The organism is Flavobacterium sp. 140616W15 (assembly GCF_003668995.1).
GTDB lineage: Bacteria > Bacteroidota > Bacteroidia > Flavobacteriales > Flavobacteriaceae > Flavobacterium.
Map to the genome: position 1 here is coordinate 663,455 of NZ_CP033068.1, position 15,350 is coordinate 678,804.

At 30.0% G+C, this 15,350-nt stretch carries 17 protein-coding genes; 10 read left to right on the top strand and 7 right to left on the bottom strand.

Features of this window, described 5'->3' with window-relative positions:
* Positions 1-23: 23 nt before the first annotated feature.
* On the bottom strand, positions 24-1,436 hold the full coding sequence (gene rlmD / locus EAG11_RS02930) for a 23S rRNA (uracil(1939)-C(5))-methyltransferase RlmD (RefSeq protein ID WP_129537823.1): 1,413 nt from the start codon (positions 1,434-1,436) through the stop codon (positions 24-26).
* Between the two features lie 193 nt (positions 1,437-1,629).
* On the opposite strand from rlmD, the gene EAG11_RS02935 reads away from it, so the two are divergent.
* Positions 1,630-2,670: a sensor histidine kinase KdpD gene (locus EAG11_RS02935; RefSeq protein ID WP_242499247.1), complete on the top strand. Its 1,041-nt coding sequence runs from the start codon at positions 1,630-1,632 to the stop codon at positions 2,668-2,670.
* A gap of 100 nt (positions 2,671-2,770) precedes the next feature.
* Here EAG11_RS02935 and cysM read toward each other — a convergent pair whose 3' ends face one another.
* Together cysM and epsC are read right to left on the bottom strand one after the other, a co-directional pair.
* A complete protein-coding gene (gene cysM, locus EAG11_RS02940) occupies positions 2,771-3,658 on the bottom strand; it encodes a cysteine synthase CysM (RefSeq protein ID WP_129537825.1) in 888 nt (295 codons plus the stop codon).
* Between the two features lies 1 nt (position 3,659).
* Positions 3,660-4,451: a serine O-acetyltransferase EpsC gene (epsC, locus tag EAG11_RS02945; RefSeq protein WP_129537826.1), complete on the bottom strand. Its 792-nt coding sequence runs from the start codon at positions 4,449-4,451 to the stop codon at positions 3,660-3,662.
* Positions 4,452-4,641: 190 nt separating this feature from the next.
* Between epsC and EAG11_RS02950 the strand changes: the two genes are divergently transcribed.
* Positions 4,642-5,343: a DUF1003 domain-containing protein gene (locus EAG11_RS02950; RefSeq protein WP_129537827.1), complete on the top strand. Its 702-nt coding sequence runs from the start codon at positions 4,642-4,644 to the stop codon at positions 5,341-5,343.
* A 20-nt stretch (positions 5,344-5,363) separates the two neighbouring features.
* Here the strand turns inward: EAG11_RS02950 and EAG11_RS02955 are convergent, their stop codons facing one another.
* On the bottom strand, positions 5,364-5,627 hold the full coding sequence (locus EAG11_RS02955) for a DUF2752 domain-containing protein (RefSeq protein WP_371414655.1): 264 nt from the start codon (positions 5,625-5,627) through the stop codon (positions 5,364-5,366).
* A 124-nt stretch (positions 5,628-5,751) separates the two neighbouring features.
* Here EAG11_RS02955 and EAG11_RS02960 point away from each other — a divergent pair, with 124 nt between their 5' ends.
* Both EAG11_RS02960 and EAG11_RS02965 read left to right on the top strand, forming a co-directional pair.
* Positions 5,752-5,937: a hypothetical protein gene (locus EAG11_RS02960; protein ID WP_129537829.1), complete on the top strand. Its 186-nt coding sequence runs from the start codon at positions 5,752-5,754 to the stop codon at positions 5,935-5,937.
* Complete coding sequence (locus EAG11_RS02965; RefSeq protein WP_129537830.1) at positions 5,927-6,478, top strand: Smr/MutS family protein; 552 nt, start codon at positions 5,927-5,929, stop codon at positions 6,476-6,478. The genes EAG11_RS02960 and EAG11_RS02965 overlap by 11 nt, the downstream gene beginning before the upstream one ends.
* A 186-nt stretch (positions 6,479-6,664) precedes the next feature.
* On the opposite strand, the gene EAG11_RS02970 is transcribed toward EAG11_RS02965, so the two are convergent.
* Complete coding sequence (locus tag EAG11_RS02970) at positions 6,665-7,651, bottom strand: hypothetical protein (protein WP_129537831.1); 987 nt, start codon at positions 7,649-7,651, stop codon at positions 6,665-6,667.
* Positions 7,652-7,737: 86 nt separating this feature from the next.
* Here EAG11_RS02970 and EAG11_RS02975 point away from each other — a divergent pair, with 86 nt between their 5' ends.
* Entirely contained in the window at positions 7,738-8,868 is a 1,131-nt protein-coding gene (locus EAG11_RS02975; protein ID WP_129537832.1) for a cysteine desulfurase family protein, read from the top strand.
* 29 nt (positions 8,869-8,897) lie between these two features.
* Here EAG11_RS02975 and EAG11_RS02980 read toward each other — a convergent pair whose 3' ends face one another.
* Positions 8,898-9,458 (bottom strand): L-threonylcarbamoyladenylate synthase, encoded by a 561-nt coding sequence (locus tag EAG11_RS02980; protein WP_129537833.1) that lies wholly within the window; start codon positions 9,456-9,458, stop codon positions 8,898-8,900.
* 180 nt (positions 9,459-9,638) lie between these two features.
* Between EAG11_RS02980 and EAG11_RS02985 the strand changes: the two genes are divergently transcribed.
* The 5 genes from EAG11_RS02985 to EAG11_RS03000 all read left to right on the top strand — a co-directional run bounded on the left by EAG11_RS02985 (position 9,639) and on the right by EAG11_RS03000 (position 14,361).
* Positions 9,639-10,343, top strand: a complete 705-nt coding sequence (locus tag EAG11_RS02985) for a glycosyltransferase (RefSeq protein ID WP_207209616.1) — start codon at positions 9,639-9,641, stop codon at positions 10,341-10,343.
* 8 nt (positions 10,344-10,351) lie between these two features.
* Positions 10,352-10,660, top strand: a complete 309-nt coding sequence (locus EAG11_RS21880) for a hypothetical protein (RefSeq protein ID WP_207209617.1) — start codon at positions 10,352-10,354, stop codon at positions 10,658-10,660.
* Positions 10,661-11,902, top strand: coding sequence for a glycosyltransferase (locus EAG11_RS02990; protein ID WP_129537834.1), 1,242 nt, complete (start codon positions 10,661-10,663; stop codon positions 11,900-11,902).
* A 190-nt stretch (positions 11,903-12,092) separates the two neighbouring features.
* Positions 12,093-13,097: a glycosyltransferase gene (locus EAG11_RS02995; protein ID WP_164998650.1), complete on the top strand. Its 1,005-nt coding sequence runs from the start codon at positions 12,093-12,095 to the stop codon at positions 13,095-13,097.
* Positions 13,098-13,146: 49 nt separating this feature from the next.
* On the top strand, positions 13,147-14,361 hold the full coding sequence (locus EAG11_RS03000; RefSeq protein WP_129537836.1) for a glycosyltransferase family 4 protein: 1,215 nt from the start codon (positions 13,147-13,149) through the stop codon (positions 14,359-14,361).
* Between the two features lie 22 nt (positions 14,362-14,383).
* Here EAG11_RS03000 and EAG11_RS03005 read toward each other — a convergent pair whose 3' ends face one another.
* Complete coding sequence (locus tag EAG11_RS03005) at positions 14,384-15,340, bottom strand: hypothetical protein (RefSeq protein WP_129537837.1); 957 nt, start codon at positions 15,338-15,340, stop codon at positions 14,384-14,386.
* Positions 15,341-15,350: the final 10 nt, after the last annotated feature.

The window sequence follows — 15,350 nt, forward strand, 5'->3', positions numbered from 1 at the left end:
TCACACTTTTTTATTCAATAAAACTAGCGTAGTTCCAAAAGTACAACATTTTCTACGTGATGTGTTTGTGGGAACATATCTACTGGACGTACACGTGTTACTTTGTATTTTTCATCCATTAAAGCTAAATCACGAGCCTGTGTAGCCGAGTTACAACTTACGTAAACTACTTTTTGAGGTGCAATTTTCATAATTTGTTCAATTACGTCTTTGTGCATCCCATCACGAGGCGGATCGGTTATAATAACATCTGGTTTACCATGGGTAGCAATAAAACTTTCGTTGAATACAACTTTCATGTCTCCAACAAAAAACTCACAATTGGTAATGTTATTGCGTTCGGCATTTGCTTTTGCATCTATAATTGCCTCAGGAACACTTTCTACACCAATTACTTTTTTTGCTTTTTTAGAAACAAATTGTGCAATTGTTCCAGTTCCTGTGTAAAGATCATAAACAGTTTCATGACCAGAAAGTCCTGCAAAATCTCTAGTTATTTTGTATAGTTCATATGCTTGATCAGAATTGGTTTGGTAGAATGATTTTGCATTTATGCTAAACTTTAAACCTTCCATTTCTTCCAAAATGTAATCTCTGCCTTTATATAGCTTTACATCTTGATCGTAGATTGTATCGTTTGCTTTTCCGTTTACAACATATTGTAGTGATGTTATTTGTGGAAATTTCTCGTATAGATGATCCAAAAGTAATTCTCTGTTGGCTTTGTCTTCTTCAAAGAATTGAATCAATACCATGATTTCTCCAGTTGAAGCAGTACGAATCATAAATGTTCTTAATAAACCAGAATGTTCTCTTGGATTAAAGAAGGCTAGGTTATGTTCGTTAGCAAAAGCTCTGATTTCGTTTCTAATTGCATTTGAAGGGTCTTCTTGCAGATGACATTTAGTGATGTCTAGAATTTTATCCCACATTTTTGGAATGTGAAAACCTAATGCATTACGATTTCCTAAATCTTCAGTACTTTCTATTTCTTTTTCAGTTAACCAACGGCTATTTGAAAATGAAAATTCCATTTTGTTTCTGTAGAAAAATTGTTTTTCTGAACCTAAAATAGCTTCAAATTCAGGAAGTTCTATTTTACCAATACGTTGTAAATGGTTTTTAACTTCATTTTGTTTGTAATACAACTGTTGGCTGTATTTCATGTTTTGCCATTTGCATCCTCCACAAACACCAAAATGATCACAAATTGGTTCTATGCGATGTTCTGATAATTCATGAAATTTAACTGCTTTTCCTTCATAATACGCTTTGCGTTTCTTGAAAGTTTGCACATCTACCACATCTCCCGGGACTACGTTCGGGATAAATATTACTTTTCCGTCGGGAGCTTTTGCTACCGATACGCCTTTTGCTCCAGCATCAAGGACTTGTATTTGATGAAAGACAACTTTGTCTGTATTTTTTCTTCCCATAGCGCAAAAATAAGGGTTTGTAAACTTTTATAAATTTAAATTTGAAAATATTTTATCAAATTCTTTTATTTAACATTTCTTTTGTGTTTAAAAGTTAACTTTGTTTTAATCTAGAATCCCAAATTCTACGGCTTAATCAGGAACTTATGCTATTTTTATGAAGTTGTATCACGTATTGTCAAATGTTAGTTTTTTGAAGAAAAGCTATGCGTTTAAATTTCTATTTGTCGCTTTTATAGGTATTCATATTCCGTTAATCGGGATTTTATTTTTTGTGCTTTACAGTAATCATTCAATTTCGGCTAATTCTATTTTGATTTTTTCTTTAGTGATGACTTTATTTGCTACTGCAGTTACGTTGTTGATTATTAATCAATTAATAAGGCCGATTGTTGTAGCATCAAAAGCCTTGAATGAGTATAGGATGAATCGCAAGGTGTCTATTTTGCCTTCTCAATACGAGGATGAAGCGGGGTTGTTAATGCGTAATATTCAGGAGTCTATCGAAGAGTCGGAGAGTTTTATCAACGAAAAACAAGATTTGATTTATATGATTTCTCATGATTTACGAAATTTTGCTGGAAACCCTCAAGGATTAGCAAAGTTAATTATAGAGGAAAATCCATCAGATTCGGTTAAGAACATGGCAGAATTAATTTGTGAATCAACAGATTTACAGTTTCGATATATAGAAAATTTCATTAAATTATTAAAACAACAAGATGAAATTGCTAAATCGAGTTCGGTAGATAAATTAATTCAGATAGCTCTAATTCTTCCTGCTGTAAAGGAACAAGTATCTCAGCTTTTAGTTCATAAAAATATTAAACTAGTTTCTGATATCACTGTTGATGAAGCTGTGCTTAAAATTGACGCTGAATTGTTAATTCAGGTTTTAGTTAACTTGATTAGTAATGCAATTAAATTTTCTTATACAGGAAGTGAAATCTCATTATGTATTTTTAAAGAAGAGGAAAGGATCGTTTTTATTGTTTCCGATAATGGAATTGGATTTGATCAAACTCAAATTGAAGAAATGTTTAAAAAATTTACTAAAATGGGTAAATTAGGAACTGCCAATGAAACCTCTACAGGTATTGGATTGTATTTGTGTAAAAAGATAATTGATAAAAACGGAGGGAAATTGAGCGCAATAAGTCTTGGTAGAAATAGAGGAGCTACTTTTACTATCGTTTTTGAAAAAGAGACAATTTTTAACGCAGCTTCTTTTTAATAGATATGTTTCTTTTTGTATGAGGTAAAGGAAATAAAATTTAAAGTTGCAAAGGATTTTAATACGCTACGTTTTTAAAAGCCTTTGCAACTTTGTTTTTTTAATCAAATAAATCAGAAGATAAATATCGGTCTCCTCGATCACAAATTATAGCTACAATTACGCCAGATTCTAGTTGATTCGCAATTTTTAAAGCTACAGCTACTGAGCCTCCGCTACTCATTCCTGCAAAAATGCCTTCTTCTAAGGCTAATCGTTTGGTCATTTCGCGTGCTTCTTGTTCGCTTATATCAATAACTGTATCTACTTTTTTTGCATCAAATATTTTTGGTAAATATTCTTTAGGCCATTTTCTGATTCCAGGAATTTGTGAACCATCGCTAGGTTGCGCTCCTATTATTTGAATAGTATTGTTTTTTTCTTTAAGATAAGTCGATGTACCAATAATAGTTCCTGTGGTTCCCATTGCAGAAACAAAATGAGTTATTTGTCCATCAGTATCTTTCCATATTTCAGGACCGGTAGTTTTGTAATGTGCTTTCCAATTGTCTTCGTTTGCAAATTGATTAAGCATGATGTAACCACCTTCGGCAACTTTTCTTTCTGCATAATCTCTTGAGCCAATTATTCCTTCGCTAGCAGGTGTCAAAATAACGGTAGCGCCATAGGCACGCATGGTTTGTACACGTTCTTTTGTAGAGTCTTCAGGAAGTATTAATTCGATGTTGATGCCCATTAATTGTGCAATCATAGCTAAAGCGATTCCTGTATTACCACTTGTAGGCTCAATAAGCTTATCGCCTTTTTTGATATCGCCTCTTTCTAGAGCTGAAAAAATCATATTGTATGCCGCTCTATCTTTTACGCTACCACCAGGATTGTTTCCTTCAAGTTTTAATAAAAGTTTTACGTTTTTGTTCTTTACTAAGTTCACTGTTTCCATCAAAGGAGTGTTTCCTATCAGGTTTACTAATGTATGAGTGTTCATGTTATTTCTTTTCTTTTACTTTAACTTCGGTTGTGGTAGTATTGGTAACAATCGATTTTTCTGGAATTGATTTAGTGATCCATGCATTTCCTCCAATAATACTGTCTTTGCCAATTGTAGTTTCGCCTCCTAAAATTGTAGCATTGGCATAGATGCAAACATTCTCTTCAACTGTAGGATGTCTTTTTGCATTTTTCATTTCTTTGGTAATGCTTAAAGCGCCTAATGTTACTCCTTGATATATTTTTACATGTTTTTTTATAACAGTAGTTTCTCCAATTACAATTCCTGTTGCGTGATCTATAAAAAATGGAGAAGCAATAGTTGCTCCTGCATGAATATCAGTTCCTGTAATACGATGCGCATATTCACTCATTAATCTTGAGAAGAGCAATAGGTCCAATTTGTATAATTCATGGCTTAATCGGTATATGGAGATAGCGTAAAAGCCAGGATAAGCTAGGTATACTTCTTCTAGGCTATTTGATGCTGGGTCGTTTTCTAAAATATAGGTAGCATCTTGAATTAATTTTTCTAAAACAATTGGTAATTTTTCTAGAAATTGCTCCCAAATTGATTCACATGATTTTTCTGACTTTTTACAGGCGATTATAGCTATTTCTTTAAAACATTTTTCGAGTTCATTGATACTTTTATCTAATGGAGCATTAGAATCGAATAAAGTGTAAAAGAGCTTTTCTGTAAAATCTTCTGTTTTGGTTTTGATTCCATAGTTAATAGAAGAGTGGCTCTTTAAAGCATTTATGTTCTGAATAATCATATTTTTTGTCACAATTATTAAATTGAATTGTTAGTTTGAAATGCTAAAAGTAATGTGTTTTTTGTAAATAGAAGTAGTAATTAGTTAAAGAAATTTAATCATTAACATTCTGTTTGCAATAATTAAAAATAATTAATCAGCTTGAAAGTATCTAGTATAAAATGATTTAAAAGAGTAAATTAGCTTGTATAAATGTATCAAAATGAAAACAAACGGAATGTTTAAAAGTGCTCTTTCTCATATTTATTATCCAGAAAGTGAAAAAGTTTCAGGAAAGGCTATTCAAAGTCCTATTTTGGCATTAATTATTGCCGATCATCCTTCATTTACAAGAGAAGGATATATTTCTGTAAAGGAATTAAATGTGTTTCGTGAAAAATACATTTCAAATTATTTATCCGCAGAGTTAGGAGTGCTTTCTAATCTTGAAAAAAATGTAATGGGATCTCTAGCGGATCAGAAATTATTAGTAAGTGCTGTTGAAGATGAAGTAGAGGTTAGAAGCTTTGGTCAAAAAGTAGCTGATAAAGTAGCTGATTTCGGTGGAAGCTGGACTTTTATAATACTATTTATCGTTTTTATAATACTTTGGATTTCTATCAATATTTACATTTTGGTAAATAAAGGTTTTGATCCCTATCCGTTTATTTTACTTAATTTGATTTTGTCATGTGTTGCAGCTTTGCAAGCTCCAGTAATTATGATGAGTCAAAATCGTCAGGAAGAAAAAGATAGAGATAGAGCAAAAAAAGATTATATGATTAATCTAAAATCAGAATTAGAAATAAGAATGATGCATGAAAAGTTAGATCATTTAATTATGCATCAGCAACAAGAATTAATCGAAATTCAGAAAGTTCAAATCGAAATGATAAATGATATTTTGAGTCGGATTAAGAAATAGATTTTTTGATTTATGGAGCATTAGTAATAGTGTTTGTATGCATAGCTCAATACCATAATTAGACTATTAAGGATACCGAAAAACCAAAGTGTTTTTTTGTAATTCCGGCTTTTATCAAAAAAATATAAAGCAACAATTCCTAAAAATAAAAGGGTAGTATATAGCGCTGGATACATTTCAAAAGCAGCTTTAAAATCACCTTGAAAAAGTAAGAATAAAGCACGTTGAAATCCACATCCTAAACACTCTATTCCGAAGAGGGTTTTACTTAGGCAAGGCAGCATATATTTTTCTAGGTTCAAGAGATTTGTCTTTTTACAATTTTACGAAAAATAGTTCAATCTGTTTCAAGAATAATTAAATGCTATTTTAAAGTTGATTACTTTTGAAATCTGATAATTTATAAAAATGAAAAAGTTAAGAATCCCGATAATGATAATTGCAATTTTGATTGCATTATATGAGCAGTCATCTACTGATAAAAATGTATACATTACAATTGTAGCGATTGTAATTTTTATGATAGGGATGATGCAGTTGAGTGCAAAAACGCCAAGTAAAAATCAAGATAAAGAGGAGCAAGATGTTGAATAAAGGAGATAAGGTTTCGGTTCTGGATGAAGCTATAAATGGAGTAGTGTTATCGGTTAAAAATAACGAGGTAACTATAGAAACAGAAGATGGGTTTGTGATGACATTTTTTGTCAATGAATTAATTAAAATGCATGATTCCAGTAATTTAATGAATTCTATTAAAAGAATTAATTTAAGTGAGGTTTCAAAAGAGAAAGAAGAACCAAAAGCAAGGAGTTTTGTAAAAGAACGCAAGGATAAACGTGAAATTCCAGCACCAGAATTTGATTTGCATATCGAGAAATTAGTACCAAATAAACGCGGGATGTCTAATTATGATATTTTGACTTTACAGACAGAAACTGCAAAGCGACATATCGAATTTGCGATTAGAAATCGCATTCCTAAAATTGTTTTTATTCATGGTGTTGGTGAAGGAATTTTGAAAGCTGAGCTTGATTTTTTATTGGGGCGTTATGATGGAATTGATTTTCAAGATGCCAATTATCAAAAATATGGTTTAGGCGCAACCGAGGTTTATTTTAAACAAAATACCAAATAAAACAGGTTTTATGCTGTGAAATAAATTAGAGCTAAGCATAAAAAAAACGTCTATTTTTAAAAGAGAATTTCATTGAGAAACTCATTTTAAAAATAGACGTTTTTTGTAAGTTTTTTTTTTGAGAGAGTGTCAAAAAAAACTCAAAAAGAAATGTTTAATTATTCTTTTTGAGTGTTGATATTTGTTTTAATCTTTCTTAGTTATTATGGTTCCTAGGACAAAACTCTTTCCTAATTTGAAATCATTTTTATCTTTTTTTAATGTCGTATTTCTAAGCGTTATTGTGTGTGAAAAGTTATTTGCATTGGTTGTTGTTGTAACTTCTATAATTCCACTGTCATCATCAATTTTTCCATTTACACCTGCCCAAATTTGAGTAATCGAGGGGTTAGCTGGAGGAATGGTTTTACAGAAATAATCAGCATCTACAGGAGCACCAGAAAATACGCGATAAAATAATTTATTTGTTATATCGTTAATCAAACCTGTTCTTGGCTCATTTGGTGGTGTGACTTTGTTTACTATTAAAGAAGGGTCTATGTTGTCAATAGTAAGTGATGCTTTATCATTGAAATTATATATCTGTTTTGTAACAGAACATTGATTTGCGTTTGATGGATTAAAAGTTAGCGGCAAGGCATCTATTGTGGTTGTAAAATCTCCAAATGGGAATTTTTTTTCTGTTTGAGGACCACCAGGTTTGTTGAATGTAATATCTTTAAAAACGATACTATAGGTATATCCTTTTATTCTAGAACTATTGTTATCTAGGTCTGTATCTTTTTTTACTATTGTTGCTACTTGTATTATTCCGGATGTTGCTACCCATTCTTCAATTACATTAGGGGTTGCTGGTGGAATAACGTCGCAAATATTGTTTGTACTAACTTTACCGTTATAGGCACGATAAATAACTCGGTATAATTTAGTGTCGATACTGTATTTAAGGGTGTCACCATCAGTAGTAGGCTCGCCTGCAAAAACAGTTTTAGGTACATAAAGTAATAATGATTCCGTGTCTTTTAGTTTAAAAATAAGACTGCTTGTGGATTTTTCATCAGGGCAGTTTGATGGCTGTATGTTTTCAAAATCAATTTTTTCTACAGAAATATTTCCATCGTCACAACCGTTTAGAAGAAAGGCAAATAATGCTATGCTTACAATTTTTTTCATTACGTTTTTATTTGGAGCAAAAATAGTGAAAAAAATGATAATTGATATTTAAGAATAGACAATTGATATTTCTTAACTTTGCCACAATGAAAAAAGTATATCTCGATAACGCCTCTACAACTGCCATACGACCAGAAGTCATTCAGGAGATGACCAAAGTAATGATTGAAGATTATGGTAATGCATCCTCTCCACATAGTTTTGGACGAAATGCCAAGACAATTTTAGAACTTTCAAGAAAAAGTATAGCTAAGCAATTAAATTGCTCGGCACAAGAAATTATTTTTACTTCTGGTGGTACCGAAGCTAATAATTGGATACTTCGTTCGGCTGTAAAAGACTTGAAAATCGAGCGAATAATAACTACTAAAATTGAGCATCATGCTATTTTGCATACCGCTTTGGTGTTAGAATCGGAATATAATATTACAATTGATTATGTAAATATTAACTCTGATGGATCGATTGACTTAACTCATTTGTCAAATTTGTTATCAGAAGAGAAGAAGACTATTGTAAGTTTGATGCATGTTAATAATGAAATAGGGGTTGTTTTAGATTTAAACAGAGTTAGTGTCATATGTAAGCAATATGATGTGTTGTTTCATTCGGATACGGTACAATCTGTGGGTAAAACAAAAATAGATTTACAAAGTTGTCCTTTGGATTTTATTGTTGCAAGTGCGCATAAGTTTCATGGCCCAAAAGGAATTGGTTTTGCTTTTGTTCGAAAAAACTCAGGATTGCAACCATTGCTTTTTGGCGGTGAGCAAGAAAAAGGATTGCGTGCAGGAACTGAAGCGGTACATCAAATTGCAGGTATGGCAAAAGCTTTGACGCTTTCGTATGAAAATTTAGATAGCGAAAAAGAATATATTACAGGATTAAAAATGTATTTGGTTAATCAGCTAGAAATTGAATTTCCAGACTTCAGAGTTAATGGAAATAAAGATGATTTCTATACAATTCTGAATGTAATATTACCCTTTTCCTCAGATAAAACGGCAATGTTACTATTTAGTTTAGATATGAAGGGAATAGCAGTTTCTAGAGGAAGCGCTTGTCAATCAGGAAGTGTACGCCCATCACATGTATTAAAAGAAATGCTATCGGAAGCTGATTTGAAACTTCCGAATTTGCGAATTTCTTTAAGTCATTACAATACCAAAGAGGACATTGATTGGTTAATTGAAAGCTTGAAGCTAATTGATAATTAACAACTGTTAATTATCAATTAGTTCTAAAATTATTTGCGAATTATTTTTACTTGTGAGTCACTTGTTAATTTAATAATTGTAGATGGTTTTCCTGCTATTCTATCGCGATGTAAATTTACTACGTAATCCACTCCTTTAATAATTTCTGGATTAATATCCTTAAAAGCAATTGGAGTTGGTTGTCCAGAAATATTAGCTGAAGTAGAAACTAAAGGCTTTTTCATTCGCTCTAAAAGTTTAAAACAAAAAGGCTCTTTTACTATTCTAATTGCTAAAGAGTTATCTGATGCAATGATATTTGGTGCCACATTTCGAGGTTTATCTAAAATAATAGTTGTCGGTTTTTCGGATAAATCTAAAATTTGCCAAGCTACCTCAGGGATATCCTTGAATACATTATACATCATTTTTTCACCATTCATTAGGCAAATCATACTTTGTGTTTCGGCTCTTTGCTTCAGTTTATATATTTTTGCAACAGCTTCTGGGTTTGTTGCATCGCAACCTATTCCCCAAACAGTATCAGTTGGGTAAAGAATGATTCCTCCTTCTTTAATGACTTCGTATGCGTTGTGTATTTCTTCGTTCATTTTTTATTTGTTTAATCTTCTTGAAAAATAATTAGTATATAATATTTTCGAAATACAAATGTATTTAATTAATAGAATTAAATAGATCTAGTTTAAAAATATTCAGTTAGATTGAGTCTGTTCTTTGGAATAAATATCACTTTACTTTGTGTATATTTGAACTCTAATTTCAAATTTTAAATGAAAATAACCAATTCAAAAATTTTAGTTTCTGTCGTTATACCAGTTTATAATTCAGAGAGATTCATTTCTGAAGCTATCGAAAGTGTTTTAAATCAAAGTTTAAAGGAAATTGAACTAATCCTTGTCGATGACGGTTCTACCGATAAATCATTGATGATTTGTGAGCAATTTTCACAAATGAACGAAAGAGTAAGATTGTTAGAGCAGAAAAACTCGGGAGTTTCAAATGCTAGAAACAATGGTTTGAAGTTGGCTAATGGGGAGTATATTTTTTTTATGGATTCTGACGATACAATTGATTCAGAATTCCTTAGTACTTCTTATGAATTAGCTAAAAAGCAAGATTTAGATATTGTCGTAATTGGAGAAGATTGCTGTAAGCGTTTGCCAAACGTTTATGCGCTGCCTACAATGGCACAATTACTCAAGCATGATTTTTTATTAAAGCATTCTGATATAAGATTTCCAGAGAATATACAACCCTGTGAAGATGGATTGTTTTCGCATCAATTACTTGCTTTAACCACAAGAGTTGCGGGAAATCCTAGTGGGCAATATCATTATAGACATCATGAAAATCAAAATCATAAATCTATTAATAATGCTGTAGGTAAGGTACTGGTACAAATTCCAAGATGGTTTGAAATTCTAGACGATTTTTATAAAAAAATAATTTATATAATTCTCATTCTTTGCATTTAGCACTTTTTATGGAACATGAACCATTTCAATTGAGATATCTTTCTATGCCATTGGATGCAGATCAAAAAAAATATTTACATAAGTTGATAAAGGAATTTACACAAAAAAATGTTTTACCTTTTTTGAAAGAGGAAGATAAGAGGAAATTAAATGCTTATTTTTTATTTTTTATAAATTCCCCTAGTCATGTTGATTTTGAGAATTATTATAAAAGATTAAAATTAAAATGTAAAGTAAAATTGTTTTTTGTTAAGGTTATACCGATTTCAAAAGTTAGAAAAAGAATGCGAAAAGAGATAAGGTCAAAAATTTATTAAATGAAAATATTATTAGTTCAACACCATGGTTTTTTAAACGGATCTGGAGGAACAGAAAAAATATGTTGCTATTTAGCTAATAATTTAGTAAATAATAATTTTGAAGTAGAAATAGCTACAAATCAAAATAGTCATGGAAATCCATTTTTTTCTTTGGATGAAAAAATAAAAATAACTAATATTTTTGATGATCAAGTTATTCAAAAAAGTACATTAGAATTACATAACTACAAAGGAAAAAAACTTTTTTTGTGGGTTTATTATAAGATTCTAAAAAAGTACAGCAAGATCTACAATAAAATTTTGTTGAAAAAATGGGGTGGTATTGATGAATTAAATAAATTCAACCTATCTAATCGATCACAGGCTTGGGGAAAATATGTGATAGCATCTAAACCTGATTTAATTATTACAATGAGCATTAGTTCGTTGTTGGAAATTTCGTATAAAAATGATTACGATATCCCAATTATTAATTCTGTAAACGGACGACCAGATTATGATTATTCAGATCTGTTATGGTATCGTTCTGAGAACGAGATGCAGTTACTTAAAGATTCGTATAAAAGCTTAAGTGGTATTCAGGTTTTATTTGAAAGTTATAAGGAATATTTGCCAGATACATTCAAAGGGAAGGCTTTTACTATAACAAATCCAGTTTTTCAAATTGATGATTCAGAAATAGTAAATCATAATAATGTTAAAGAAAGATTTAAAATAGTAAACATAGCCACATTAGCTACAAATTGTAAGCAACAAGATGTTGCTATTTTGGTGTTTTCTCGTTTGGCAAATAAATATTTAAACTGGGATTTACATTTTTGGGGAGTAGGTAGTGATTTAGAAATGTTACAAAATCTGGTGAGACAGTTAAATATTGAAGATAGAGTGTTTTTTAATGGGTTTACAAGTAATCCTATTGATAAGCTGAAAGAATCGGATCTATTTATCTTTCCTAGTAAGTATGAAGGATTTGGACTTGCTCTGGTCGAAGCTATGACTGTAGGGCTTCCTTGCATAGGTTTTGAAACTTGTTCGGGTGTAAATGAATTAATAGAACATAATACGAATGGTTTTTTGGTTAAAAATGAAGAAGAAATGAAAGACGCCTTGGTTACTTTAATGACGAATTCAGACTTGAGAAAAAAAATGGGAGCAAATGCACATGAAATGGCAAAAAAACATAACGAAAAAGATGTTTTAGATGAATGGATTAGCCAAATAAATCAGTTTTTAGTATAATAAATAGCACTCCAAAATTAAATTTTAAATTATGCGTATTTTATATTTCTATCCTGAAAACCCATTGATGTTTACTCAAGGAAATAATGCTAGAGCTTTATCTTTGTTGCGATATTTTAAAAGTCGTAATATTAAAGTAGATTTTGTGGGAGAAGAATCTGATGATTTTAAAGAAGATTCTATTCTGGAAATGAAATCTAAAGGTTTAATTGCAGAAGGTTTTCTTTTAAAAAGAGGAAATAGAAAAAGTAAAAGGATTAAATATCTTTTGACATATTCTTTGCCAAGAAAGATGAATAGATTTGTCAAAGATTTTGATCGGACTAAATTCGAACATAAAGAACAATTTGCTGAAATAATTGAATCAAGAAATTATGACTATAAAATTATTTCCTATGCTTATTGGGCATCACTTTTAGATAATACAAAAAAAGGAGATAATGAAAAATGGATTATTGACACTCATGATTTTTTGACTTCTCAATTTCAAACTAATAAAAAATTTAGTTTAAGTGATTATTTTCAGACAGAAATTTCTGTGCTTAAAAAATTTGATAGAGTTTGGGTAATTTCTAATGAAGAAAAGTATGTTTTTTCACAGTTTTTAGATAATCAACTAGATTTAATAACTCATAGTTTGCCAAATAATGCACAAGACAGGCATGTTAATGCTAAAAACATAGATGTTGTATATGTTGCTAGTGAAAATGAGCATAATGTAAAATCTGCTAGATGGTTTTTTGAAAATGTGTATCCCAATATAAAAAGGGATATAAAAATTACCGTTATAGGAAAAATAGCCAAATATATACCAGAGTTTGAAAATGTAGAGAAAATAAAATTTATTGAAGATTTAGACGGAGTCTACAAAAAAGCCAAAATTGCTATTTGCCCAATGTTGTCAGGAACTGGTTTAAAAATAAAAGTTGTAGAGTCATTATCGTATGGATTACCAGTTGTCTGTAATGAAAGAGGAATAGATGGTTTGCTAAATAAAACAAATAATGGTTGTTTAGTAACTAATTGTCCATTAGAATTTGCAAATTATATTAATAAACTCTTGCAAGAAGAAGAGTTTTATGAGGCAAAAAGTTTAGAGGCATCAAAATTTTTTATAGAAAATTTTGATATAAATAGCACACACAAAGTATTAGATGATATTTTTTTTGCTGATAAGAAGAGTCATTCACTCTAGATTATTATTACTAAAACATTCATTTTTTTTTAAACTAACTACAAATTAAATGTATAAATCGATCAAATTATATTTCAGATTAAAAAAATTAGCTCAAAAACTAAAAAAAAACAAAGTTAGAATTGACTTTTTAAGTGAATTAAAATATAACTCTTATGTTTTAATTGTTGATACTAAAATACCAGAATTTAATAAAGATTCAGGATCCAGAAGACTAACAGAGATAATTAAGATGCTTTTGCATAATAATGTAGGTGTTTTTTTATTAGCCGATTTTAAAGAATATAAATATCAATCAGAATATATAGAAATATTTAAAGAAATGGGAGTTGTTGTTTATGAACCAACTATCGATAGGTTTAATAAATTAATAACAAAAGAAGGATTTCTGAAAGAGGTTTTACCAAAAGTAGATTTTGTATGGTTGCATAGACCAGAAATTTTTAATAAATATTACCCACTCGTTAAAAAATACAAAACAGAGGCAAAAATATTTTTTGACATGGTTGATTTCCATTATTTAAGATTTAAAAGAGAGTTTGAATTAAAGGGCGATCCAAAAATGATGGAGATTGCGAACAAATACTTAGAACTTGAATTAGATAATTGTGAAAAGGCAGATAGGATTATTGTTATTTCAGAATCTGAAAAGGAAAGTTTAAAGGAGTATTATCAAAATAATGATAAAGCAATAGCAATAGGAAATATCCACCAGTACATAAATAATGTTACTCCTGTATGTTTTGAAAACAGAAAAGAACTACTTTTTATAGGAGGCTTTGATCATACACCAAATGTTGATGCAGTTAATTATTTGTATGAAGAGATTATGCCTTTATTATGGAAAGTATTACCAGAGATTTCAATAACAATTATTGGCAGTAATCCACCAGCATCTATAATGGAGTTAAATTCAGAAAAATTTAAAATTGTAGGCTATGTTAAAGATGTATCTCCATATTTTTTAAACTCACGGATTTTTGTAGCGCCATTGCGTTATGGAGCTGGGATAAAAGGAAAGATTGGACAGAGCTTAGAATATGGCTTGCCATTAGTAACAACAAATATTGGAGCTGAGGGATTTAATTTTGGTGAAAGTGAGAATATAATTATTGGTAATACAAGTCAGGAAATAGTAGATAATATAATTAGAATGTACCAAAATGAAGAAATCTGGAATGAAATTAGTTTAGCTTCACAAAAGGTTATAGAACCATTCTCAGTAGATACAATTAGAGCAAGAGTATTGAGTTTAATTCAATAATTATATCATGAAGCTATTTTTCTTACAGTTGAAAGACTGTTTTTACCCAATTTTCAATAGTATATTTATGAAATGTTTCTGGGCTTAAAGGTTGATATGGTGTTGTGAGAAAATCTTCGGGTATATTTATATTCGAATCATTTTCGTCGAGAATTAAAATGTTATTTGGATTATAGAAATCATATTCACTAATTGATTTATTTGTAGTGATAATCTTTTTTTGCATTGCCAAAGCTTCAAATATTCGGAAACTTAGTCCATTATGATCTTTTCGTATTAGATCCAAGAATATTTTTGAGTTTTCAAAGTCAGCTTTTAGGTCTTCTGGAAAAATAAGTCCTTTAGAGTAAATAATGTTTTGATTTATGTTTTCAGGCGGTTTTTTACCTACAAGCATAAATTTAAACGGAATAGAATGAGATGAAAGATAGTTAGCCAGATTGTTTAAAAATGTAAAACGTTCATCAATAGAAATTACAATAAAAATATTTTCGTTTGCATTTTCAAGTGTAATTGCTCTCTTTTCCATGTAAATGTAATTGGAGATGAATGTTAATTGATGTTTTTTAACATCGATTAAATCGAATGAAAATATTTCGTCGAAAACTCCATCTACTATATTATCTATAGGAAATCGTCTGCAACTATCATAAATATATGCAAGATATTTATGGGTAAGTTTTTTAAGCTCTAAATGAGTTTCTCTACTTATTTTATCTGGACGTATAAACAAAATAGCATCGTGATGCCCAAATTCTTTGACTTGTTCAACTAAATAATTTTCTAATGCAGTGGTTTTTTTATTTTTATTAAAAAAAGTTTTATTGATAGAATTTTGAATTTTATCAAAAATGGAAGTGTATTTATATTTAAATTTAGAAGCATCGATGTGATTAGCATCGATGTTTCTTCTTTTTAATTCATCTATAATGTTGTGGTCATAGTAAGTGGAATCATAACTAATTAAACAAATTTTCATAATAATATCC